Annotated in this window: 19 protein-coding genes and 1 tRNA gene; 9 read left to right on the forward strand and 11 right to left on the reverse strand. The window is 73.4% G+C overall.

Features of this window, described 5'->3' with window-relative positions:
• Positions 1–60 precede the first annotated feature (60 nt).
• Both ACZ4MU_RS23680 and ACZ4MU_RS23685 read left to right on the forward strand, forming a co-directional pair.
• Complete coding sequence (locus ACZ4MU_RS23680; protein ID WP_467879906.1) at positions 61–1125, forward strand: 3-dehydroquinate synthase family protein; 1065 nt, start codon at positions 61–63, stop codon at positions 1123–1125.
• On the forward strand, positions 1118–1552 hold the full coding sequence (locus ACZ4MU_RS23685; protein ID WP_467879909.1) for a type II 3-dehydroquinate dehydratase: 435 nt from the start codon (positions 1118–1120) through the stop codon (positions 1550–1552). Before ACZ4MU_RS23680 ends, ACZ4MU_RS23685 begins: the two co-directional genes overlap by 8 nt.
• Positions 1553–1584: 32 nt before the next feature.
• On the opposite strand, the gene ACZ4MU_RS23690 is transcribed toward ACZ4MU_RS23685, so the two are convergent.
• A complete protein-coding gene (locus tag ACZ4MU_RS23690) occupies positions 1585–2490 on the reverse strand; it encodes an ROK family protein (RefSeq protein WP_467879911.1) in 906 nt (301 codons plus the stop codon).
• 328 nt (positions 2491–2818) lie between these two features.
• On the opposite strand from ACZ4MU_RS23690, the gene ACZ4MU_RS23695 reads away from it, so the two are divergent.
• Positions 2819–5557, forward strand: coding sequence for a BTAD domain-containing putative transcriptional regulator (locus tag ACZ4MU_RS23695; RefSeq protein ID WP_467879914.1), 2739 nt, complete (start codon positions 2819–2821; stop codon positions 5555–5557).
• A 320-nt stretch (positions 5558–5877) separates the two neighbouring features.
• The gene (locus ACZ4MU_RS23700) at positions 5878–8649 is read left to right on the forward strand and encodes a helix-turn-helix transcriptional regulator (RefSeq protein WP_467879917.1); all 2772 of its coding nucleotides are present in this window, start codon (positions 5878–5880) and stop codon (positions 8647–8649) included.
• Positions 8650–8705: 56 nt separating this feature from the next.
• Here ACZ4MU_RS23700 and ACZ4MU_RS23705 read toward each other — a convergent pair whose 3' ends face one another.
• Positions 8706–9482 carry a thioesterase II family protein gene (locus ACZ4MU_RS23705; protein WP_467879920.1) on the reverse strand — a complete coding sequence of 259 codons (777 nt, stop codon included), beginning with the start codon at positions 9480–9482 and terminating at the stop codon, positions 8706–8708.
• Positions 9483–9771: 289 nt separating this feature from the next.
• Here ACZ4MU_RS23705 and ACZ4MU_RS23710 point away from each other — a divergent pair, with 289 nt between their 5' ends.
• The 3 genes from ACZ4MU_RS23710 to ACZ4MU_RS23720 all read left to right on the forward strand — a co-directional run bounded on the left by ACZ4MU_RS23710 (position 9772) and on the right by ACZ4MU_RS23720 (position 12648).
• Entirely contained in the window at positions 9772–10878 is a 1107-nt protein-coding gene (locus ACZ4MU_RS23710; RefSeq protein ID WP_467880426.1) for a 3-deoxy-7-phosphoheptulonate synthase, read from the forward strand.
• Positions 10875–11729: a shikimate dehydrogenase family protein gene (locus ACZ4MU_RS23715; protein ID WP_467879923.1), complete on the forward strand. Its 855-nt coding sequence runs from the start codon at positions 10875–10877 to the stop codon at positions 11727–11729. The genes ACZ4MU_RS23710 and ACZ4MU_RS23715 overlap by 4 nt, the downstream gene beginning before the upstream one ends.
• A 97-nt stretch (positions 11730–11826) precedes the next feature.
• Entirely contained in the window at positions 11827–12648 is an 822-nt protein-coding gene (locus tag ACZ4MU_RS23720) for a hypothetical protein (RefSeq protein ID WP_467879926.1), read from the forward strand.
• 62 nt (positions 12649–12710) lie between these two features.
• Here ACZ4MU_RS23720 and ACZ4MU_RS23725 read toward each other — a convergent pair whose 3' ends face one another.
• From ACZ4MU_RS23725 to ACZ4MU_RS23745, 5 genes are all read right to left on the reverse strand, one after another.
• Positions 12711–13388, reverse strand: a complete 678-nt coding sequence (locus tag ACZ4MU_RS23725; protein ID WP_467879929.1) for an HAD-IA family hydrolase — start codon at positions 13386–13388, stop codon at positions 12711–12713.
• Positions 13389–13434: 46 nt separating this feature from the next.
• Positions 13435–14550, reverse strand: coding sequence for a Gfo/Idh/MocA family protein (locus ACZ4MU_RS23730; protein WP_467879932.1), 1116 nt, complete (start codon positions 14548–14550; stop codon positions 13435–13437).
• Positions 14547–15707: a DegT/DnrJ/EryC1/StrS family aminotransferase gene (locus tag ACZ4MU_RS23735; RefSeq protein ID WP_467879934.1), complete on the reverse strand. Its 1161-nt coding sequence runs from the start codon at positions 15705–15707 to the stop codon at positions 14547–14549. Before ACZ4MU_RS23735 ends, ACZ4MU_RS23730 begins: the two co-directional genes overlap by 4 nt.
• 228 nt (positions 15708–15935) lie before the next feature.
• Complete coding sequence (locus tag ACZ4MU_RS23740; RefSeq protein WP_467879937.1) at positions 15936–17123, reverse strand: glycosyltransferase family 39 protein; 1188 nt, start codon at positions 17121–17123, stop codon at positions 15936–15938.
• Positions 17124–17588: 465 nt separating this feature from the next.
• Positions 17589–17665, reverse strand: a tRNA-Pro gene (locus ACZ4MU_RS23745).
• Positions 17666–17771: 106 nt separating this feature from the next.
• Between ACZ4MU_RS23745 and ACZ4MU_RS23750 the strand changes: the two genes are divergently transcribed.
• Entirely contained in the window at positions 17772–18248 is a 477-nt protein-coding gene (locus ACZ4MU_RS23750; protein ID WP_467879939.1) for a DUF309 domain-containing protein, read from the forward strand.
• A gap of 11 nt (positions 18249–18259) precedes the next feature.
• Here ACZ4MU_RS23750 and ACZ4MU_RS23755 read toward each other — a convergent pair whose 3' ends face one another.
• From ACZ4MU_RS23755 to ACZ4MU_RS23765, 3 genes are read right to left on the reverse strand one after another with little or no spacing between them, the layout of a single operon-like run.
• The gene (locus tag ACZ4MU_RS23755; protein WP_467879942.1) at positions 18260–18892 is read right to left on the reverse strand and encodes a LutC/YkgG family protein; all 633 of its coding nucleotides are present in this window, start codon (positions 18890–18892) and stop codon (positions 18260–18262) included.
• Entirely contained in the window at positions 18889–20307 is a 1419-nt protein-coding gene (locus ACZ4MU_RS23760; protein WP_467879945.1) for a LutB/LldF family L-lactate oxidation iron-sulfur protein, read from the reverse strand. The genes ACZ4MU_RS23755 and ACZ4MU_RS23760 overlap by 4 nt, the downstream gene beginning before the upstream one ends.
• Positions 20304–21059: a (Fe-S)-binding protein gene (locus ACZ4MU_RS23765; protein WP_467879947.1), complete on the reverse strand. Its 756-nt coding sequence runs from the start codon at positions 21057–21059 to the stop codon at positions 20304–20306. Before ACZ4MU_RS23765 ends, ACZ4MU_RS23760 begins: the two co-directional genes overlap by 4 nt.
• An 81-nt stretch (positions 21060–21140) precedes the next feature.
• On the opposite strand from ACZ4MU_RS23765, the gene cobF reads away from it, so the two are divergent.
• Positions 21141–21896, forward strand: a complete 756-nt coding sequence (gene cobF, locus ACZ4MU_RS23770; protein ID WP_467879949.1) for a precorrin-6A synthase (deacetylating) — start codon at positions 21141–21143, stop codon at positions 21894–21896.
• Here the strand turns inward: cobF and ACZ4MU_RS23775 are convergent.
• Positions 21865–22656: a cobalt-precorrin-6A reductase gene (locus ACZ4MU_RS23775; RefSeq protein WP_467879952.1), complete on the reverse strand. Its 792-nt coding sequence runs from the start codon at positions 22654–22656 to the stop codon at positions 21865–21867. The genes cobF and ACZ4MU_RS23775 overlap by 32 nt on opposite strands.
• Positions 22657–22887: the final 231 nt, after the last annotated feature.

The raw sequence follows: 22887 nt of genomic DNA on the forward strand, positions 1-22887 counted from the left end.
GATCCGGGAGGTGGGACGGGGACGGCGACGCGTCCCCGCACGCATCCGGAAAGGGTTCATATGACGACCGGTACGCACCGGACCATCACGGTCGACCTGGAGGACCGTTCGTACGACGTCACCATCGGGCCGGGCGTACGGCACCTGCTGCCCGAAGCGGTGGCGCGCACCGGGGCACGGCGGGTGGTCGTGGTCTCCGCACGGCCGCCGGAGTGGGTGCCGGACCCCGGCGTGCCCTCGCTGTTCGTGCCGGCCCAGGACGGCGAACACGACAAGACGCTGGCCACGGTGGAGCGGCTGTGCGGCCGGTTCGCCGAGTTCGGGCTGACCCGGTCGGACGCGGTGGTGTCCGTCGGCGGCGGCACCACCACGGACTCGGTGGGCCTGGCCGCGGCCCTGTTCCACCGCGGCGTTCCCGTGGTGCACCTGCCGACGTCGCTGCTCGCGCAGGTGGACGCCAGCGTGGGCGGCAAGACGGCGGTCAACCTGCCCCAGGGCAAGAACCTGGTGGGCACCTACTGGCAGCCGAGCGCCGTCCTGTGCGACACGGACTATCTCAGCACGCTGCCTGAGCGCGAACTGATCGGCGGGTACGGCGAGATCGCCCGCTGCTTCTTCATCGGCGCGGGCGATCTGCGCGGGCTGCCGCTGCACGAGCAGATCGCGGCCAGTGTGGCGCGCAAGGCGCAGATCGTGGCCCTCGACGAGCGGGACACCGGCCACCGCCATCTGCTCAACTACGGCCACACACTGGGCCACGCGCTGGAGCGGGCGACGGACTTCGCACTCTCGCACGGCGAGTCGGTGGCCATCGGCACGGTCTTCGCGGGCCGGCTGGCCGGGGCGCTCGGCCGGATCCCCGCGAGCCGGGTCGCCGAACACCTGGACGTGGTAAGCCACTTCGGGCTGCCGACCGCGCTGCCTTCCGAGGTCGACGTGGACGCGCTGGTCGCCCTGATGGCGCTCGACAAGAAGGCCACGCACGGCCTGACGTTCGTCCTCGACGGGCCCGGCGGAGCCGAGCTCGTCCCCGATGTTCCCCGGCACGTGGTCGCCGAGACGCTGGCCGCGATGGACCGGGCCCCCCGTATTCCCCCGACCGGCGAAAGGGCCGACCATGCCTGAACTGCTGCTGCTCAACGGACCGAACCTGGGCATCCTGGGCCGGCGCGAGCCGGAGATCTACGGTACCGACACGCTCGCCGACATCGAGAAGGCGGTGGCCGAGGAGGTCGCCGAACGCGGCTGGACGGTGACCTCGTTCCAGAGCGACATCGAGGGCGAGCTCATCGGCCGTATCCACGACTCCTGCGACACCGTGGGCGCGATCGTGAACCCGGGCGCCCTGATGATCACGGGCTGGCCGCTGCGGGACGCGCTCGCCAGCTACCCGCGGCCGTGGATGGAGGTGCATCTGTCCAACGTGTGGGCGCGCGAGTCGTTCCGGCACGAGTCGGTGATCGCCCCGCTGGCGTCCGGGATCATCGTCGGGCTCGGGGCCTACGGCTACCGCCTCGCGGCCCGGGCGCTGCTCGCCAAGGTCCCGCACTGACCGCGTCCGGGACCGCCGGCCCGGTGGGGGGGTCAGCCCTGCCGGGCCAGCAGCAATGCGCCGTGGAGCGAGGAGAGGCCGCCGAGGCCGGCCGCCACCACGCGCGGCGGGCGGACCCCGGGCCGGACCAACGCGGCCACGGACCGGGCGGTCTCCTCGACCACCGCGGGGATCGCCGCGGCAAACCCGCCGCCGATCACCGCGGTGCCGGTGTGCAGCGCCTCGCCGAGCGAGACGACCGCCAGCGCCAGCGCCTCGCCGGTTCCGGCGAGCGTCTCCCGCGCCCAGGGTTCGTCCGCCTCGACAGCCGTCCGCAGCTCGGCGAACTCCACCGCCAGGCCGCGCAGCCGGGCCGCCCTGCGCAGCGTGGCCGGGCCGGAGGCCAGGGCCTGGAGGCAGCCGCGCCGGCCGCAGTCGCACAGCGGCCCGGACCGGTCGACGACCATGTGGCCGAGTTCGCTCGATCCCCGGGCCGGTCCCGGACAGGGCCGCCCGTCCAGCACCAGGCCGCCGCCGATGCCGGTGCCGACGCCGAGGTAGACCAGGTCGCGGCTGCCCGAGTGCGCGGCCTCGGCGAGCGCGGCCAGGTCGCCGTCGTCCCCGATCTCCACGCGCGCGCCGGGCAGCAGGGCGCGCAGCCGCGCCCCGAGGTCGAGACCCTGCCAGGACGGCCTGTTGGGCCACGCGGTGACGTGCTGTCGCTCGTCGAGCGTCACGGGTACGGCGACGCCCGCGGCGGCGACGGGTTCGCGCTCCCGGGCGAGGAACTCCTGGACATGCCGGTAGAGCACCGCCATGTCGTCGGCGACGGAGGCGCCGGGGTGCCAGGGGAAGGAGTCCTGCACGGGGGCCCGGCCGGCCCCTTCCAGGCGCAGGGCGACCTTGGTGCCGCCCACGTCGATGCCCAGGTACGCACGGTCTGTCGGGTTTTCGATCACAGCCGGGAGCCTAGGCCGTCACGGAACGGAGCCACCCATTCCATGGTCATGGAGCGCCAATCGCCCGGCACTGTGATCCACTTCATAAAAGTTGACACTCTGTCAACATCCGGTGGAGGGGTGCTCCCCTTTTCCCAGGTCTGGTCCAGACCTGTCCTCACGCTGAGTGTCCCGTCCTCGTCTCCCACCGGGCCCACACCCCAGTAACCCGGCTTGACCAGGCAAAACGAGCTACGAAGAATGCCGGTGCCGCTCCGCGGCCGAACCCCTTCCCCTACCCCCGCTCCCCCACTCCCCACTTCCCCGTCGTGAATTGAGGGCCGTGCGCATGCAGTTCAACCTCCTCGGACCGCTCACCGTGGTCCACCAGGGGCAGACGGTGCTGATCCGCGGCCTCAAACAGCGGGCCGCGCTGGGGATCCTGCTGCTGCACGCCAACAGCACGGTGGCCACCAGCCGCCTGCTGACCGCCCTGTGGGGCGACGACGTCCCGCCGACCGCCCGCAAGGGGCTGCAGAACGTGGTGGCCGGTCTGCGCCGGGCCCTGCACTCGGCCACGGACACCTCGGTGGCCCTGGAGACCCGGGCGCACGGATACGTGCTGCGCGTGCCCGAGCAGGACATCGACTGGTACCGCCACCAGGCGCTGGTGGAGCAGGGGCGGGCGGAGATGGCCGCCGGGGCCCGGGAACCGGCCATCGCCCTGCTGCGGGAGGCGCTCGGGCTCTGGCGCGGTCCGGTCCTCGCCGACCTCGTCGAGGCCGGCGTCGACTGGCCGGAGACGGGACTCGTCCGCAGCGCCCGCCTCGACGTCCTGGAGGACTGCGTCGAGGCCGAACTGGCCGCCGGCTCCCACCACGAACTCGTCGCCGAGCTGCTCGCGGAGTACGAGGCGAACCCGGCCCGTGAGCGGCTGTGCGGGCAGCTGATGCTCGCGCTCTACCGGTGCGGCCGGCACGCCGAGGCACTCAGCGCCTACCGCCGCACCCGGGACACCCTGGCCCGGGAGTTGGGCCTGGATCCCGGCCGCGCGCTGCGCGACCTGGAGCAGTCGATCCTCAACCACGACGCCTCCCTGCTGCCCCCCTCCGGGGACACACCCGCCGCACCGTGGGCCGCGGACCGCGGCGAGCGCGAGCCGGGGTACGACACGCCCCCGGTGAGCGTCGAGTGGAAGCTGGTCAGCGTGCTGATGGTCCGCGCCCACTTCGACCCGCACGCCCAGCACCACGACCCGGAGTGCGTCGCCGAGGGGCTGCGGCTCGCGGGCGCCGCGGTCCGGGACGAGGTGCGCCGGCACGGCGGGGTGGTCACCGGGGTCATCGGGTCGATGTGGCAGGCCGCGTTCGGGGTGCCCAGGAGCCAGGAGGACATCGCCGAGCGGGCCATGCGCGCCGCCCTGGCCGTGCAGCGCCGGCTCGGCGACCACGCGCCGAACGGGGTGATCACACGGATGGAGGTCTCCGCGGCCGTGACGACCGGCGAGGCGCTGCTCTCCCGGCACTGCGGCGGCGACCGGCGGATCGACCTGACCGGCGGGGTCCTCGACCGCTGCCAGCAGCTCCTGGACTTCGTCCGCCCGGGCACCATCCGGGTCTGCGACACCACGGCACGGGCGGGCCAGTGCGCGGTGGTGCACTCCCCGGCCGTCGACCAGCTCGGCGGCTGGCTGGTGACCGGTCTGCTGCCCAGCGGCCCCGCGCCCACCGGCCCCGCGCCGTTCATGGGCCGCGGCGAGGAACTCGGGGCGCTGCGCGGACGGCTCGACGCGGTGCGCACCGGCGGCAGGCCCCATCTGGTGACCGTGGTCGGTCCGCCCGGCAGCGGACGCAGCAGGCTGGCCGCCGAGTTCGCCGCGGCGGCGGGCACGGGCGAGGAGCGGGTGCGCCGTCTCGTCGGCCGGGTCCCCCCCTTCCGCGAGGCCGCCCGGCCGGGGCTGCTGGGCGGCCTGCTCGCCTCGTACGCCGGGATCGGCCCGGACGATCCGCCCGAGGTCGCCCAGGAGAAGCTCGACCGGGCCGTGCGGGGGCTCGCCGGCACCGCCCGGACGGCCGACTGGCTGATGTCCCGGCTCGCTCCGCTGGCCCTGCCCCGGCCGGACGGTGACGTCCAACAGGAAGAGACCCAGGCACTCCCCGCCTGGCGGCGGTTCCTCGAAGAGCTGGCAACGGACGCGCCGCTGACCGTGATCGTCGACGACCTCCACCTGGCCGACGACGCGGTGCTCGACCTGCTCGACGATCTGGCCTCGCCCGGCTCCGTCCCGGTGCTGATCGTCGCGACCGCCCGCCCCGAGCTGCTCCGGCGCCGCCCGCGCTGGGGGCAGGGGCGGCCGGAGCTGTCCACGCTGTTCCTGGAGCCGCTGCCCGAGGACGCCGCGGCGGAGCTGTTCGACGCGGTCCTGTCCATGCCGCCGCTGCGCAACGGCGCCGGGCTGCACACCCGGGTGGGCCTGCCCTCACGGGCCGCGCTCATGGCGCGGATCGACGGCAATCCGCGCTTCGCCGTCGAGTACGCCGAGGCGCTGCGTGACGGCACACCGCTTTCCTGGGAGCTGTCCGCCCGCACCCTGAGCCAGGCCGACCACCTCCCGGATGCCACCGGGCTCCCGGTGCCGCAGTCCGTGTACAGCATCATCGCCACCCGGCTCGACACCCTGCCGGACCACGACCGGGCGGTGCTCCAGGACGCCGCCGCGCTCGGCACGCGGGTCACGGCGGCGGCGGTCGCGGCCGTGGGCGGGCGGAACCACGACGAGTCGGCGCACTGCCTGCGCCATCTCGAACAGGCGGGCCTGCTGCGCCGGGTGCCCGCCGCGCTCGCCGCGGGTGACCAGATGGAGTACGCCTTCCGTACTCCCCTGGTGCGCTGCGTGGCGTACGTACAACTGCCGCGTACGGCACGGGTCACCAAATATCGACGGGCCGCCGCATGGCATGGCGATTCGGGCGCGGAATTTCCGGATCAGGCTATTCCGCATGAGGATCCGCTGTCTTCCCGGGAGGGCTGCACCATTGCGGAATGCTCGCTGGAGGAGCCCTCCACCCGTGTGCCCATGCGGCGGTAATGCGGGGGCACCGGCGCCGCCGAATTGAATGTAATAAGCACTTACCTTCGACGAACCGGCAGATCAACGGTAAAAACCGGCACTTCAGTCGGATTATCGGAGGCGGAACCCAGCATTCTGTCGGGATCTGCGGGACGGGGCGCCCGACCCCTTCGAAAACCGGTCGACCGACCGGTAAACACGCTTCTCCTCCCCCGATCGGCATTGCCGGGGCATGGGCCGAACCTCACCGACCCATGGCCGGGCGGTGTTATGTTTTCGATCGTTTCCAGCCCGCTAGCACAAAACGGCAGGGCGACGGATATCAATGGGGGAAAGTAATGCATCTAGTGGAGCGGCGAGAACACCTCGCCCAGCTCGGAGAACTGGCCGCCCGCTCCAGCGGGAGGCAGGGGCAGGTCGCCCTGATCTCCGGCCCGCCCGCCACCGGCCGCACCTCGGTGCTCCAGGCCTTCGTCGAGCAGCAGCTCGGCGAGGGAGCGCTGGTCCTCAGCGCCTCCTGTGTGCCCGACGAGAGCACTCTGCCGCTGGGCGTGGTCCGCCAGCTCCTGCACGGCGCGCCGCTGCCCGGCCGCCACCCCGAGGAGATCAAGGAACTGCTCGCCCAGGCCGCCCGGCACGCCGTCGGCTTCAGCGCCGACGCCGCGCCCGAGGAGCTGCTCGCCGTCCACCACCACATCGTCCTGCGGCTGAACGAGGTCGCGGCCGACCGGCTGCTGGTGGTCACCGTCGACGACATCGAGCACGCCGACATCCCCTCCCTCTGCTTCCTCATCCAGCTGGTCCGGCGCAGCCTGACCGGCCGCATCATGATCGTCCTCACCGACGAGGGGCAGCGCACGGGCGTGCCGTCGCCGTTCGTCACCGAACTCCACCGCCAGCCCCATCTGCACCGGATCCCCCTCGCCCCGCTCTCCGCCGAGGGCGTACGGGAGTTCCTCGCGCTGCGGGTCGGCACCGCCACCGGCGACCGGCACGCCCAGCGCCTGCACGAGGAGACCGGCGGCAACCCGCTGCTCCTCGAAGCCCTCGTCGAGGACCGGTTCGCCTCGCGGGACGGCTCGGGCCGCTACGAACTCGCGGTCCTCAGCTACCTCCAGCGGGGCGGACCGCGGGTGCTCGAGGTCGCCCGCGCCCGCGCGCTGCTCGACGAGAGCGCCGAGTGGGTGGCGCCGGGCCGTCTGATCGATCTGGCGCCCAAGGCCGAGGAGCAGATCGTGGCCCAGTTGCGGGACGCCGGCGTACTGGACGGGACGGGGGGCTTCCGCCGCGACTCCGCCCGCGCCGCCGTCCTCGACGAGATCCCCGCCGGGCACCGGGCGGCGCTGCACCGGCGGGCGGCCGAGCTGCTCGGCGACTGTGGCGCGCCGTTGCCGGCGATGGCCGGCCATCTGCTGGAGGCCGGCACCCCGCCGCCGCCGTGGGCGACGCCGCTCCTCCAGGAGGCCGCGGAGCAGTCGCTGCGCGCCCACGACCTCCAGCGCGCCGCCCGCTACCTCGAACTGGCCCTGGAGGGCGCCACCGACCCGGCCGTCGCCGCCATGACCCGCGCCCGGCTGGCGCACGCCGAGTGGACGATGTCCCCGGCCTCGACCGGGCGGCACATCCCCCAGCTGACGGCGGCGCTGCGGGCCGGGCACCTCCAGCGGCGCGAGGGCCTCAACCTCGTACGCCATCTGCTGTGGCACGGCCGGACCGACGAGGCGGTGGAGCTGCTGGACCTGCTGCGCTCGCAGGCCGACCAGGACAGCGAGGCCGCGGCCGAACTGCGCGGCCTCGAGCAGTGGCTGGCGATCACCCACCCGACGCTGGCCCGGCGCGTCGGACCGCCGTCCGGCGGCCCAGACGGCAACGTCCACCTGCTGTCACCGCTGGCCGACCCCTGGCTCCAGTCCACCGCCGCGCTCTCCGGGCTGCTCTCGCGGGGGCAGTCGGCGAAGGCGGTCTCCCGGGCGAAGGAGACCCTGCGCGACCTCCATCTGGGCCAGCACACCTGCTGGGTGGACGAGGCGGCGCTGCTCTCCTTCTCCACCCTCACCGCGGCGAACCAGCTCGACAGCGTCATGGAGTGGTGCGAGCGGCTCTTCGAGCGCGAGAAGGGCGGCCGCACCCTGCCGTGGCGGGCCGTCGTCCTCGCCGTGCAGTCCGAGGTCGCGCTGCGCCGCGGCGATCTGACCGGCACGGTGGAGGCGTGCACCGCAGCCCTTGAGGAGCTGAACGTACGGGCCTGGGGCGTCGCGGCGGGGCTGCCGCTGGGCAACCTCCTCCAGGCGTACGCGCGGCTGGGCCGGTTCGACGAGGCCGCGGAGGTGCTGGCGCAGCCGGTGCCGGACGCGATGTTCCGCACCCGGTACGGGCTGCACTATCTGTACGGGCGCGGCCAGCTCTATCTGATGACCCGTCATTACCATGTGGCACTGGCCGACTTCCTCTCCTGCGGCGATCTCGTCCGGGGCTGGGGCCTCGACCCGGTCGGGATCGTCCCGTGGGCGGCGGGCGCGGCCGAGGCGTGGCTGGGCCTGGGCAATCACGACCAGACACGGCAGCTCGTCAGCGACCTGCTGGCCCGCACCGGCGACCGCGGCGCCCGCAACCGCGCGCTCGCCCTGCGGCTGATGGCCGCGGTGAGCCCCGCCCCACGCCGCCCGCAACTTCTGTTGGAAGTACTGGAGTTGATGGAGAGCTGCGGCGACCGTTACGAGCAGGCCCGCACCCTGGCCGATCTGAGCGACGCCTACCACCGCCTCGACGACAACCGCCGCGCCCGTATGCTGCACCGGCGCGCGCTGCACATGGCCAGGATGTGCGAGGCCGAGCCGCTCGTACGGGAGCTGCTGTCGGTCAGCCGCGAGCTGGTGGAGGTGGTGGCCGACTCCGGCGGCACCGACCACCTCGCGGCCCTCACCGACTCCGAGCGGCGGGTGGCGGCGCTCGCGGCGATGGGGTACACCAACCGGGAGATCGCGGCCAAGATCTACGTCACCCCGAGCACGGTCGAGCAGCATCTGACCCGGGTCTACCGGAAGCTGAACATCAAGCACCGCAAGCAGCTGCCGTCGGACCTCAGCTGGCACCTGGAGGCCGCGAGCTGAACCGCCCGTCGTCCGGGGCCCGCACGGCCCCGGACGACGGGCGTCCGGCGTATCGCTCAGACCGCGCCGACCACCCGGTCCGCGGCCAGGTCCGCCTCGACGGCGCCCGCGATCGACTCGATGTGGTCGAGCAGGTAGAAGTGCCCGCCGGTGAAGGTCCGCACGGAGAACGGGCCCTCGGTGTGTCCGCGCCAGTCCTGGGCCTCGTCCGCGCTCACCATCGGGTCGGCGTCGCCGGTGAGCACCGACAGCGGGCAGGCCAGCCGCTCGGCGGGGTCGTGCCGGTAGGTCTCGATGGCCCGGTAGTCGCCGCGTACGGCGGGCAGGACGAGCTCCACCACCTCGGGGTCGGCGAGCAGTTCGGCGTGCGTGCCGGCCAGCCGCCGCAGCTCCGCCCCGATCCCGGCGTCGTCGCGCCGCCAGACGTTCTCGAAGCGGTAGCGGGACGGGGCCCGGCGCCCGGAGGCGAACAGCCGCACCGGTCCGGGCACCCCGGCGCGCCGCATCAGCAGCGCCACCTCGTACCCCACGACGGCGCCCATGCTGTGCCCGAAGAGCGCCAGCGGCCCCGGCCCCAGCGTCCGCAGCGCCGCGAAGACCTCCCCGGCCAGCTCCCTGAGATCGCTGATCACCGGCTCCCGATAGCGGTCCTGGCGGCCGGGGTACTGCACCCCGAGGGTGGGCACGCGCTGCCCCAACGCCTCGGCGAGTGGCCGGTAGAAGCTGGCGGAGCCGCCGGCGTGCGGCAGGCATACCAGCCTCGGGGCGGAGCCCTCGACCGTGTCCCCGGGGCCGAAGGGGCGTATCCAGTTCTGGGCTTCGTCGGATGTCATGGTGCGTGTCATGGTCCCACCCTGCCCCGCGGCGCCCCCATACCCGGCCGTCCGGAAGGTGGTTAGGGGGCGAAGTGGGGTACCTCGCGGCCGTCGCCGCCGCGGACAATCTGACTGTCAGGTTGAGTCGGACATCGAGGAACCACTGGGAGTCGGCGTGACCGCCACTACGACGGCCCTTGCCGGGCCGGGCCCCTTCGGGCCCGCACAGGGCGGGCGCCGGCCGGCCCTCGCCGAAGCGCTCGCCAAGCCCGCGCTGCAACAGCCGGGCTGGCCGGATCAGGAGCACGTGGCAGCCGTGGTCGAGCGGCTGCGCGAGGCGCCGGCGATCGTCGCCCCCGCGGAGGTCGACCGGCTGCGCGAGCGCCTCGCGGCGGTCTCGCGCGGCGAGGCGTTCCTGCTCCAGGGCGGGGACTGCGCGGAGAGCTTCGCGGCGAGCACCGAAGCCCGGCTGCGGGCCACCGTACGCTGTCTGGTGACGATGGGCGCGGCCCTGACCCGCACGGCGGGCACGCCCGTGGTGCTGGTCGGCCGGATGGCGGGGCAGTACGCCAAACCGCGCTCCTCGGACACCGACGCGCTCGGACTCCCCGCCTACCGGGGCGACATGGTCAACTCCTTCGAGCCGGAGCTGGCCGCCCGCGTCCCCGACCCCGAGCGGCTGGTACGGGCCCACGCTCACGCGTCCGCCGCGATGAGCGTCGTCCGGGGCTCGGCCCACGACGGCCATGAGCTCTTCGTCAGCCACGAAGCCCTGGTCCTCCCCTACGAGCAGGCGCTGCTGCGCGAGCGGCCGCCGGGCAGCCGCACCCCGGGGCTCTACGGCGGCTCCGGCCACTTCCTGTGGATCGGCGAGCGCACCCGGCAGCTCGACCACGCCCACATCGCGCTGGCCGAGCTGATCGACAACCCGGTCGGCGTCAAGATCGGCCCCGGCGTCACCCCGGACGAGGCCGTGGAGTACGCGCGCCGCCTCGACCCGGACCGCACCCCCGGCCGCCTCACCTTCATCACCCGGATGGGGCACGGCAGAATCCGCGAGGCGCTGCCGCCGATCGTGGAGCGGATCACGGCCGAGGGCCATCCGGTGGTCTGGCAGTGCGACCCCATGCACGGCAACACCCACGAGTCGCCCAGCGGTTACAAGACCCGGCGGCTCGACCACATCCTCGACGAGGTGCGCGGCTTCTTCGAGGTCCACCGGGAGCTGGGCACCTGGCCGGGCGGGCTGCACGTCGAGTCGAGCGGCGAGGACGTCACCGAATGCCTCGGCGGCCTCCAGGAGCTCTCCGACGACGACCTCGTGGCCCGCTACGAGACCCTCTGCGACCCGCGCCTGAACACCCGCCAGTCCATCGAACTGGCCCTCACGGTCGGTGAGTTGCTGTCGACATGACCACGGCCCACACGTGCGGCCCGGTGAGCGTCCCCGCCGTCTCCGGGACCACCCGGCTCTACGCCGTCCTCGGCGACCCGGTGGCCCAGGTCCGCGCCCCCGCTCTGCTCAACGCGCTCTTCGCCCGGCTGGGCACCGACGCGGTCCTGGTGCCGGTGCGGGCCACCGCCGAGGATCTGACCCGAATTGTCCGGGGCCTTCAGGCGATCGGCAACCTCGACGGGATGCTCTTCACCGTGCCGCACAAGGCCGCCGCCCTGGCGCTCGCCGACCGGGTGAGCACCGCCGCGGCGGTCGCGGGCAGCACCAACGCGATGCGCCGTGAACCGGACGGCACCTGGTACGCGGAGAACTTCGACGGCACCGGTTTCGTCGGCGGGCTGCGGGCGGCGGGCCATGACCCGGCGGACCGGCACGTCGCCCTGGTGGGCGCCGGCGGCGCGGGCAGCGCGATCGCGGCGGCCCTGCTCGCCGCCGGGGCCGCGCGCCTGTCCGTCGCCGACCCCGACACCGCGCGCGTGGACGCGCTCCTGGCCCGGCTCGAAGCGCACTGGCCCGGCCGGACCGCGGCCACGGCGGCGCCCCGGCTGGCCGACGCCGACCTGGCGGTGAACGCGACCCCGCTGGGCATGCGGCCGGACGATCCGTTGCCGTTCGAGCCGGGCGGGCTGCCGGCCGGCGCCGTGGTCGCCGACATCATCATGAAGCCTCCGCGCACCGCCCTCCTGGAGCGGGCGGCGCTCCTGGGCCGCCCCGCCCACCCGGGAACGCACATGCTGGACCACCAGCTCGACGCGTACCGGGAATTCTTCCGGCTCGTTCCGGACCGGGGGGATTCACCTTCGGAATAAGGGGATTCCAAGGGTGTCGGGGGGCGGACAACGAAGCCTAGGGTCGGTGACGAGCCATTCCCTCATTCCGCCCCCAGAAGCGCGAGGAATTCCCGCGATGACGCATCATTCGTTGTCCATCCGTCCGCTGCCCGCGACGGGCCACCGCGCGGCCGGCGACCCGGTCGGCCTGTTCGTCTCCGACCTCGTTCCCGGCCTCGTGGAGCAACTGCGCGCCGTCGACCGCTCGGGCCGGTGGCGGTTCCACCACGTCGATGCCGCCGGGCAGCAGCCCGCCGGCATCGAGGTGCGTTTCGAGGCCGTGCCCGAGGCCGTCGACGCTCTGGAGCGGCGGCTCACCCGCGATTCGGCGCGGCTCGGCCTCGCCGTCGACGTGGCCCGCACTCCCGAGCGCGCTGCCGCGGGCCCCTCGGCGCTGACGATCCTGACCGGCGATCTGGCCCTCGGCCTGCTCGGCGGCGAGCGGCTCGCCCCCGCCGACGAGTTCTCCGTCGCCTCCCTGCACCTGCGGCTGCTCACCGAGCTGCTGCCCGAGCGGGACCGGCTGCCCTTCCTCTTCCTCGGCTGGCAGCACTGGAGCCGCACCCTGGCTCCCACGGCCCGCCGCGACCTGCACAAGCGGGCGGGCAAGGAGGCGCAGGCGCTCTTCGAGACCACCGCCTCCACCGCCCGCGACGCGGCGCTGCGTCCGGTGTGGGCCCGGTACGCGCAGGACCTGCGGCACACCGTGCGGACCACCCCGACCCTCAACTACGAGCTGTTCGACCACGCCCACGAGGTCCACACCCGCCTGGGTATCGGCCTCGAGCCCGCGGCCTCGGCCGCCCGCGCGCTGCGCTCCGCGCTGACCGGCCCGGACCACCGCGACGCGCCGACCGCGTACCAGCTGGTGCTGGGTGAAGCCCCGGTGGCGGCGTAACCCCCGGGGAAACGGGGAAGGGCCCGGAACGCCGAAGCGTTCCGGGCCCTTCCCCGTGGGGCTCAGAGGGGGACGCGCACGTGGACCAGGTCGAGCAGTTCGGCCGGCTCGCGCAGCACCGCGTCGGGCAGCATGGCGAGCAGCTCCTTCTCCTCGGTCTCCCCCCACAGCGCGGCGACGGCCGAGACACCGGCGCCCCGGGCGCTGATCAGATCCGTCACCGCGTCACCGACCATCACGGCCTCGTGCGGGCCCACGCCGAGCAGGCGCAGCGCCTTGAGCACCATGTCCGGCGCGGGCTTGGCGCGGGGCGCCTCGTCGCCGCCGATGACGTACTCGAAGTGGTCGATCACCTCCAGCCGCCGCAGCAGCGAACGGGCCCGGTCGCCGCTCTTGCCGGTGGCCACGGCGAGGCGGACGCCTCCCGCGGTCAGCTCCGCGAGCAGCTCCCGGACGCCGTCGAAGAGACGGACCTTCCCCTCCAGGCGGTAGCTCTCCCTCACGAAGGGCTCCTGCATGGCCAGGGGCAGGCCCATGGTCCGCATGATGTCCGGGAAGTACCGGCCGAGGTGACGGCTGTACTCCTCGAACGGGGCCGGACCGTCGCCGACGACTTCCCGGTAGGCGATACGGAACGCCTCGCGCATCACGTCGAAGCTGTCGACGAGCACGCCGTCCAGGTCGAAGACGACGGCGGTCGGCCGGCCTTCGCGTGCCAGTGAAGCGATGTCGATCTTCATCAGAACTCCTGAGCTGTGGCTGTGCCGGTACGGGTCGGGTGCGGTGTCACCGCGTGACCCGCGTCGCGGCGGCGGGTTCCGCGCTGTGGCGCGGCGAGCCCGCCGAGCGGTAGAGACGCTCGATCACACCGACGGTGCGCCGGGCCTCCCGGGCCGCCCGGCCCTTGCTGTCGGGGGCGGCGAGCCGGTCCGCGATGTCGTCGAGCTGGCGGTCGTACTCGGTACCGATGGTTTCCTCGGCGAACGGCACCGCGGTGGTCTCGCCGGACCGGGTGAGCAGGAGCCGAGAGCCGCCGGAGCGGCGGGGGCTGAAGCCGAAGGTGCAGCGCAGCGTGGCGGTTCCGGCCGTGCCCTCGACGGTGACCGTGGTGGTGTCGAACTCCTCGTGCGAGGCCCAGCTCGCGCGCAGCGCGAGGGAGATCCGGTTGTCGTACACCAGGAAGCCGCGGGCGGTGTCCTCGACGTCCACGCCGGCCGCCCGGCCGGTCCCGGTGTCCCCGCGCCACCCGGCCGCCGCCCGGGCGTCCGCGAGGAAGTCCGCCGACACGGCGCCGACGACCTGCTCGGCCTCGGCGTCGCCCGTCAAGGGGCCCACCACGTCGAGCAGGTGCCAGCCGAGGTCCAGCAGGGCTCCCCCGCCCGCGAGCTCGCCGTTGGTGAACCAGCCGCCCGCGCCGGGCACTCCGCGCGAGCGGACCCAGGAGGCGTCGATGTGCCGGATGGCGCCGAGACCGCGCACGGCCTCGTACAGGGCCCGTACGTCGGCGCGTTCACGGGCCGCGCTGCCGGCGAGCAGCACCCCGTCCCCGGCGGCCTCGGCCTCGACAAGCCGGTGCGCCTCCTCGGAGCTGAGGCAGACCGGCTTCTCGATGAAGACGGTGTGCCCGCGCTCCAGCAGGCCGACGCCGATGGCGGCGTGCAGGTGGTTGGGCACGGCGACGACCACGAGGCGTGCCTCGGCCGGGTCGATGTCCTCGATGGAGGCCACGGCGCGGGCGCCCGGGGCCAGTTCGGCGACCCGGGCGCGGGCCTCGGCCACCGGGTCGACGACCGCGGCGACGGTGAAGCGGGGGTGCCGTCGCAGCCGGGGCAGCCAGATCTCCCTGGCCGCCCAGCCGAGGCCGACGACGGCCACCGGTATCGGCGGGGCGGACTCGCTCACCGGGCGGCCACGGCGGCGGCGACGCGCTCGGCCACCTGGTGCATCTGTTCCTCGGTGCCCAGCAGGGTGCGGTGGTGGAGCCAGATGCTCTCCGCGTTGATCAGCTCGCTGTTGGGGCAGCGGGCGGCTATCTGCTCCACCGTCTCGCGGGGGGCCGAGTGCTCCCAGAACGCGTTGGTGCGATAGATCGCGCGGAACGAGGCGAAGGCGGGCAGACCGAGGGCGATCAGGTCGTCGACGAGCGCGTTGCGCTGGTCCTCGGTGATCCCGGGGACCCGGAACATCGCCATGTAGTGCGGGTGGCGGTCGACGCGCTCGTCGTCGCCCTGGGGCACCACACCGGCCTCGGCGAGCAGCCGGGACAGCAGCGGCCAGCGCTCCTCGCGGGTGTCGATCTGCGCGTCGAGACGGCTCAGCTGGGCGCGGAGCACGCTCGCCGAGAACTCGTTCATCCGGAAGTTGGAGCCGGAGGTGGCGTGGCGGTACGTGCGGTCACCGCGCGGGCGGCCGCAGCTGTGCCGCAGGAATCCGAGCTCGTAGGACTCGCGGTCGGGGAAGAGCACGGCGCCGCCCTCGCCCGCGGTCATGAGCTTGCCGTTCTGGAAGCTCATGGCGGCGATCGAGCCGAGCTCGCCGATCCGGCTGCCCTTCCAGCTGGCGCCGTGCGCGTGCGCGGCGTCCTGGACCAGCTGGATGCCCGCGTCGGCGGCGATCTTGCCGAGGGCGTCCATGTCGGCGACGACGCCCGCCATGTGGACGGGCATGATCGCCCGGGTCCGGTCGGTGACGGCGGCGGCAGCGGCGGCCGGGTCGATGTTGTAGGTGTCGAGGTCGACGTCGACCGGAACGGCGACCGCGCCGAAGCGCTGCACGGCCTGCGAGGAGGAGATGAAGGTGAAGGCGGGGACGATGACCTCGTCGCCCGGCTTGATCCCCATCACTTCGAGGGCCAGCTCCAGCGCGTGTGTGCCGGTGGTCACCGCGAGGGCGTAGGGCGCGCCGTGGTACTCGGCGAACTCGGCCTCGAAGGTGTCGACCTCGCTGCCGCCCATGCGCCACCACTGGCCCTGCTCCAGGGCGCGGATGAGTCCCTCGCGCTCCTCGTCGCCGTACTGCGGCCAGGCCGGCAGACTCAATTCCTGGTCAAAGTTAGCCACTTCTGCACCCTTTTCCGTTTACCGAATTACGGCGAACATTACTCACGCCCGCCGGGCGCAGTCATTCCCCTAAACCACCCCTAGCCCGGGGAATTGGGCCCCCTATCGGGGGGTCGTGGCGTAGCGGGAATTCCCCGCCACGAAGCCGCGGAACGACCGCTCCGCGGCCTCCGCGCGGGCCCGTCCCGTGGGGCGCTCTCCGGGAATTCAGGTCCGCCCGCCCGGCCCTTACGGCGAGTGGGTCCACACCATGGTGAGGTAGCCGCTGTAGCAGGCGGAGACGAGCGCGGTGCCGGTGAGGACTGCGTAGACGGTGGTGGCGCGCGCGCGGGCGAGGGCCATGGCGAGGGGGAAGAGGAGCGGGAAGGCGGGGAGGAGGAAACGGGCCTTGGACTGGAAGAAGCCCGCGCCGCCGACGACGATCAGGACCAGGACGGCGGTGTAGATCCACACCGCCGCCGGCGGGCGGCGCAGTGCCAGAGCGCCGAGCAGGATGACGGCGGTGACGACGGTGGCGGCGACCACGACGTCGTCCAGGGAAAGCTGCGGGCGGGTGAAAAGGTCGCTGAGCCGTTGCACGGTGAAGGCGCCGCCGTCGAACGTGGAACCCCAGCGCTGCTGCTCCACGAAGTAGCCGTCCCAGCGCCCCATACGGCGCCCGACCCAGACGAAGAACGCGATCCACCCCAGCGGGGCCAGGGCTATCGCGCCGTACAGCCGTGCGGTGGGCCGCCGTGCCGCGCGCCTTCCGCGAGCGGGGAGCTGCGGGGTCGTACGTCTGCGCGCGGGGAGCAGGTGCCAGGCCGCGCCGAGTGTGACGGCGGCGATGACGGCGAGGCCGGAGGGGCGGGTTGCTCCGGCGAGGAGCGCGAGGGTGCCGGCGGTGAGCCAGGCACGGGTGAGGACCGCGTACAGGGCCCAGGCGGCCAGGGCGGTGAAGACCGGCTCGGTGTAGGCCATGGACTGGACCAGGGCGTGCGGCACGATCGCGTACAGGGCGACGGTGAACAGGGCGACCCGGGCGCCGTACAGCTTCTCGGCGACGGCGAAGATGCCCCAGGCTGCGAGGAGCGAGGCGACCAGCGCGATCGCCCACGCGGCCCAGCTGGCCGGGAGCCCGCTGACGGCGGCGGCGGCCCGTATCAGTGCGGGGTAGAGCGGGAAGAAGGCGAGCTTGCAGGTGGGGCCGCCGAGTCCGCAGCCCGGCACCATGGGGCTGGTGTAGCCGTGGTCGGCGATGTTCAGGTAGTAGACCGAGTCCCACCGGGTCGCCAGGATCCTGTGCAGCCCCAGCCCTTCGCGGTGCCCCCAGATACCGACCATGCCGATACCGACCAGGCGCAGCCCGATGTGCAGCAGGAGCGCGGCCCGCGCCTGCCGCCAGGAGACGGCCACCGCGCGCCGAGCTGTCCGCACGCGCCCGAAGGCAGGCGCGGCACGTCGGCCCCCTGCGCTATGAGGCACGTCCGGGCGTATCTGAGTCTCTGTCACATTCCCGTCCAGAAGTCCATGAAGGCACCGGCCCTGCCACGCACACGCCCCCTCGCCGTCAAGGGGGCGAGGGGGCGTGTGACAGCGAGGAGCATGAGCGCGAAGGCAGGCCGCTCGGGCACAGCAGGGCCCGCACGGTCAGGCTCGGTGCGGATGTCCGTAGCGCGCTCTGAACACTCGCCGCTCGCACAGCGGCTTGCCGGCCACGATTGACCGCATGCTCGACGCCAGGAGCATCCACTGTCGGGCGCCTGGCGTCAGCGGGAGATTACCTCACCTGTTCGACCCTGCCGGTGTGGTCACGGTGTCGTGGACGCCTCCGGTGAAGCGGACACACGAAAGGCCGCCCTCCCACGGATGAGAGAACGGCCTTCGACCTGCGTTTCCGCATGGTCGGGACGACAGGATTTGAACCTGCGACCCCTTGACCCCCAGTCAAGTGCGCTACCAAGCTGCGCCACGTCCCGGTGCCCGTCTGACCTGGGGTTTCCCCCGGCCGGTCGTGCATGAGAACCATACCTCACTCAGGGCGGTGTTCCGGTACGGGGAGCGACGGCGGGGGACAATGGGCGCATGGAAACTTCTTCGCGCCGGGACCGGGACGCCGAGGGGCGGGCGCGCAACGCCCGGCCCAGGGACGGGCTCGGGCGGCCCCTGCCGTACGGCTCGCCAGGAGTGGAACGGCTGCCGGAGGGGGTGGCGCGCACCCCGGACGAGACCGTGCGGGAGGCGCAGCGGCTGCTCGACGCGGGGATGCCGTTCCACGCGCACGAGGTGTTCGAGGACGCCTGGAAGACGGGACCTCAGAGCGAGCGCGAGCTGTGGCGGGGGCTCGCACAGCTCGCCGTGGGACTCACGCACGCGGCGCGCGGCAACGCGAAGGGCGGTGCCGCGCTGCTCGCCCGGGGCGCGGACTCGCTGGGGCGGTACGCGGGGACACCGTTGTACGGGATGGATCCGGCCGGGCTCGTGGCGTGGGCCCGCGCGCTGGCAGACCGGCTGCCCGGGCCGGTGGACGCGGCGGCCGAGGCGCCCCGGCTGACCCGCTGACGCCACGGGCGTCACCCGCCGAGGAGCACCACCTCCAGCGTGCGCGGGCCGTGCACTCCCTCCACCCGGTCCAGCTCGATGTCGCTCGTCGCGGACGGCCCGGAGATCCAGGTCAGCGGGCGTGTCGGGTCGAGCCGTCCCATCGCCCGCGGGACCGACACCACCACCTGGTCCGGCACCCGGACGACACAGATGTGGTGGTCCGGGACGAGGGTGATCCGGCGTCGGCCCTGGTCCGGGGAGCCGTCCAGGACGAGGGTGCCGGTCTCGGCGATGGCGAGGGCGCAGCCGGTCACCACGCTGTCCACCGTGTCGAGTTCGGCCGGGGTGGACGCGGCCAGGTCATCCACGCGTACGGCGTCGGCCGCGCTCAGCCAGCGCGGGGGCAGTCCGGGCGGCACCAGGACCGTGGCCGCGCCGCGTTCGGCGAGCAGCCGCGCCAGCAGCGCCGGCAGGCCGTCCGCTGCGGTGCGGTGGACGTGCGCCCGGTAGTCGGCCAGGTTCTCGTGCAGCAGGTCGACGAGGGCGCCGGGGTCGTCGTCCGGGGTGTGGCCGGTGAGGTAGTCGCGGGCGGGCTCGGGTGCTTCCGGGGCGTCGGCCACGGCGGTGCGGACGCGGGCCAGGATGCGGTCGCGGGAGTTCATCGGTCCCTCTTCTTCCACCAGTCGCGGAAGGGCTCCCGCGGCATCTCGGGCAGGGCGCGGCTCGCCGTCCAGGCTCCGGCGCCGGGCGGGTCGGCCGGGTGGAGCTTCCGGGTCCGGGCCGCCGCCCGCTCGGCCGCCGCCATCACCGCGGGCCGGTCCATCGCCCAGCTCGCCGCCTTCATGGCCGCCTTCTCCAGCCGGTGCCCCCTGCCGCCCCGCTCGGCGACGCGTTCGCGCAGATGCACCAGCACCTCGGGGATGTCGATGGCGACCGGACATACCTCGTAGCACGCCCCGCAGAGGGAGGAGGCGTACGGCAGGGAGGCGTCGATCTCGCTGGTCGTGCCGCGCAGTTGGGGGCTGAGGATGGCGCCGATGGGACCGGGGTAGACCGAGCCGTAGGCGTGGCCGCCGGCCCGTTCGTACACCGGGCAGACGTTGAGGCAGGCCGAGCAGCGGATGCAGCGCAGCGCCTGGCGGCCCGTCTCGTCGGCGAGGGCGTCGGTGCGGCCGTTGTCCAGCAGGACGAGGTGGAAGGCGGAAGGGCCGTCGCCGTCGGTGGTGCCCGTCCACATGGTGGTGTACGGGTTCATCCGCTCGGCCGTGGAGGAGCGCGGCAGCGTCTGGAGGAAGACCTCAAGGTCCCGCCAGGTGGGGACCACCTTCTCGATGCCGACGACGGAGATCAGCGTCTCGGGCAGCGTCAGACACATCCGGCCGTTGCCCTCGGACTCCAGGACGACCAGGGTGCCGGTCTCGGCCACCATGAAGTTGGCGCCGGAGATCCCGACCTTGGCGCGCAGGAACTTCTCCCGCAGGTGCAGCCTGGCCGCCTCGGCGAGCTCGGCGGGGTCGTCGCTCAGAGCGTCCGGGGCGGGGCGGCCCCACTTCCCCATCTCCTCGCGGAAGATGGCGCGGATCTCGCCCCGGTTGCGGTGGATGGCGGGGACGAGGATGTGGGACGGCCGGTCCTGGCCGAGCTGCACGATCAGTTCGGCGAGGTCGGTCTCGTACGCGCAAACGCCCTCTGCGGCCAGCGCCTCGTTGAGGCCGATCTCCTGGGTGGCCATCGACTTGACCTTGACGACCTCGCGCTCACCGGTGGCCTTGACCAGGTCGGCGACGATGCGGTTGGCCTCGTCGGCGTCGGCCGCCCAGTGGACGGTGCCCCCGGCGCGTACGACGGACTCCTCCAGCCGCACCAGGTACCGGTCGAGATGGCGCAGGGTGTGGTCCTTGATCTGCTTGCCCGCCTCGCGCAGCTCCTGCCAGTCGGCCAGCTCGGCGACGGCGGTGGCGCGCTTGTCGCGGATGGTGTGGGTGGCGTGGCGGAGGTTGGCGCGCAGGACGGGGTCGTGGACCGCTTCCCTGGCCGCCACCGGGAAGGAGGGCATACCGACGAAGGTGCCGCTCATACGTAGGGCTCCGCTTCCGTACTGGCCAGGATCTCGGCGAGGTGCAGGGCCCGCAGGGGGTCGCCCCGGCGGCGCAGGATGCCGCTCAGATGCATCAGACAGGAGCTGTCGGCGCCGCAGAGCACCTCGGCGCCGGTGGTCAGCGCGCTGTCCGCCTTGTCGGTGCCCATGGCCGCCGAGACGTCCGGGTTCTTGAGGGCGAAGGTGCCGCCGAACCCGCAGCACTCCTCGGCGCCGGGCAGTTCCCGCAGTTCGAGCCCCTTGACGGCGTCCAGCAGCCGGCGCGGCCGGTCTCCCAGTCCCAGCATGCGCAGACCGTGACAGGAGGGGTGATACGTGACGGTGTACGGGAAGTACGCGCCGACGTCCGTGACGCCGAGGACGTCGACGAGGAACTCGGACAGCTCGTACACCCTGGGGACCAGCGACCGCGCGATCCCGCCGAGCTCGGTGCCCCGGCCCTCGGCGGCGGCCCTGCGCCCCAGGCGCGGGTAGGTGTCGCGGACCATCGCCGCGCAGGAGCCGGACGGGGTGACCACATGGTCGTACCCCTCGAAGACCGCCCCCATCCGGCGCACCAGCGGTTCGGTCTCACGGCGGTAGCCGGTGTTGAACTGGGCTTGGCCGCAGCACGTCTGGCCGGGCGGGAAGTCGACCTCCACGCCGAGGCGTTCGAGGAGCCTCACCGTCGCGATGCCCGTGGCCGGGTACACCGCGTCATTGACGCAGGTGACGAAGAGTGCGACACGCATGGTCGGAGGATAGGCGGCGCCCCACCCGGCCGGTAGGCCTCGCTGTCCGCGCCCCGGTACGGATGCGGCAGACTCGGGGCCGTGAGAAAGATCTATGTGATCGGCATCGGGGCGGGCGACCCCGACCATCTGACGCTCCAGGCCGTCAAGGCGCTGAACAAGGCGGATGCCTTCTTCATCATGGAGAAGGGCGAGGCGAAGTCCGATCTGACCGGGTTGCGCAGGGACATCCTCGACGCGCATGTCACCGGCCGCCCCTACCGGCTGGTCGAGGCGCGCGACCCCGAGCGCGACCGCGGGACATCGGACTACTCGCCCGCCGTCGACGACTGGCGGCGCCGCCGGGCCGACCTCTACGAGCGGTTCATCGTGGACGATCTGGCCGAGGACGAGTGCGGGGCGTTCCTGGTGTGGGGCGACCCGGCGCTGTACGACTCCACGCTCGGCATCCTGGAGGAGATCCTGGAGCGGGGCGCGGTGGAGTTCGACCACGAGGTGGTGCCGGGCATCAGCAGTGTCTCGGCGCTCCTGGCCAAGCACCGGACGGGGCTGAACCGGGTGGCCAGGCCCGTGCAGATCACCACCGGGCGGCGGCTCGCGGAGGGCTGGCCGGAGGGGGTGGACGACGTGGTGGTGATGCTGGACGCGCGCCAGGCGTTCACCCGCCACCTCGACCAGGACCTGTACATCTACTGGGGCGCCTACGTCGGTACGCCGGACGAGATCCTGGTGCAGGGCCGGCTGTCGGAGGTCTCCGACCGGATCGAGGAGCTGCGGGCGCGGGCGCGGGAGCGCAAGGGCTGGATCATGGACACGTATCTGCTGCGGCGGCACTGAGCAGCGCGAGGGCGCTGTCCACATCCGGGACGGTGGTCACGTCGGCGGGCGGCTCGGGGCGCCGCACCACGACGACCGGCAGGCCGAGTTCGCGGGCGGCGGTGAGTTTGGGGGCGGTGGCGGGGCCGCCGCTGTCCTTGGTGACGAGCACGTCGATGCGGTGCTCCCGCAGGAGCCGGCGTTCCCCGTCGAGGGTGAACGGGCCCCGGTCGAGGACGACTTGGCAGTGGAAGGGGTGCGGCGGGTCCGGGAGCTCCACGGACCGGACGAGGAACCGGAGCGGGTCCGGGCGGTCTTCTCCGACGGGTACGAAGGCGGCGAGGCCGAGGCGGCCGGTGGTGAGGAACACCCTGCGGCCGAGGGAGGGCAGCAGGGCGGCGGCCTCGTCGAGGGTGCGCGCGCTGTGCCAGCGGTCGCCGGGGCCGGGGGTCCAGCCGGGGCGGCGCAGGGCGATGAGCGGGGTACCGGTGAGACGGGCGGCCTCGGCGGCGTTCTCGCTGATGCGGTGGGCGAAGGGGTGGGTGGCGTCGAGGAGCGCGGTGACGTGCTGCTCCCGCATCCACGCGGCCAGCCCCTCGGCGCCGCCGAACCCTCCGACGCGGAGTTCGCCCGGGAGCGGGCGGGGGGTGCGGACGCGTCCGGCGAGGGAGGTGGTGACGCGTATGCCGGTGGCGGTGAGGGCGGTGGCCAGGTCGTGGGCTTCTGCGGTGCCGGCGAGGATGAGGGTGTGGGGGGAATGGGGGCCGGTGGGGGTGGGCATGGGCCGAGGATAGTTCCCCCACCCCGCCCCTTCCCTAAATCCTCCGGAGGCGGGATCCGGGGGTGGGGTTGACGCCCCCGACCCCCTCCACGGGGCCTGCGGCCCCCGCGCCCCGCTTTCGTGCTGCACTGCGCGGCCGGTGGTGGGCCGGGCGCGCAGTTCCCCGCGCCCCTGAGGGGGCTGGGCCGGTCGCTCGTCTGCGGGTTGCGTACGCCCCTCTGAGTGCCACGA

It is taken from the genome of Streptomyces sp. NPDC026377 (genome assembly GCF_055567715.1).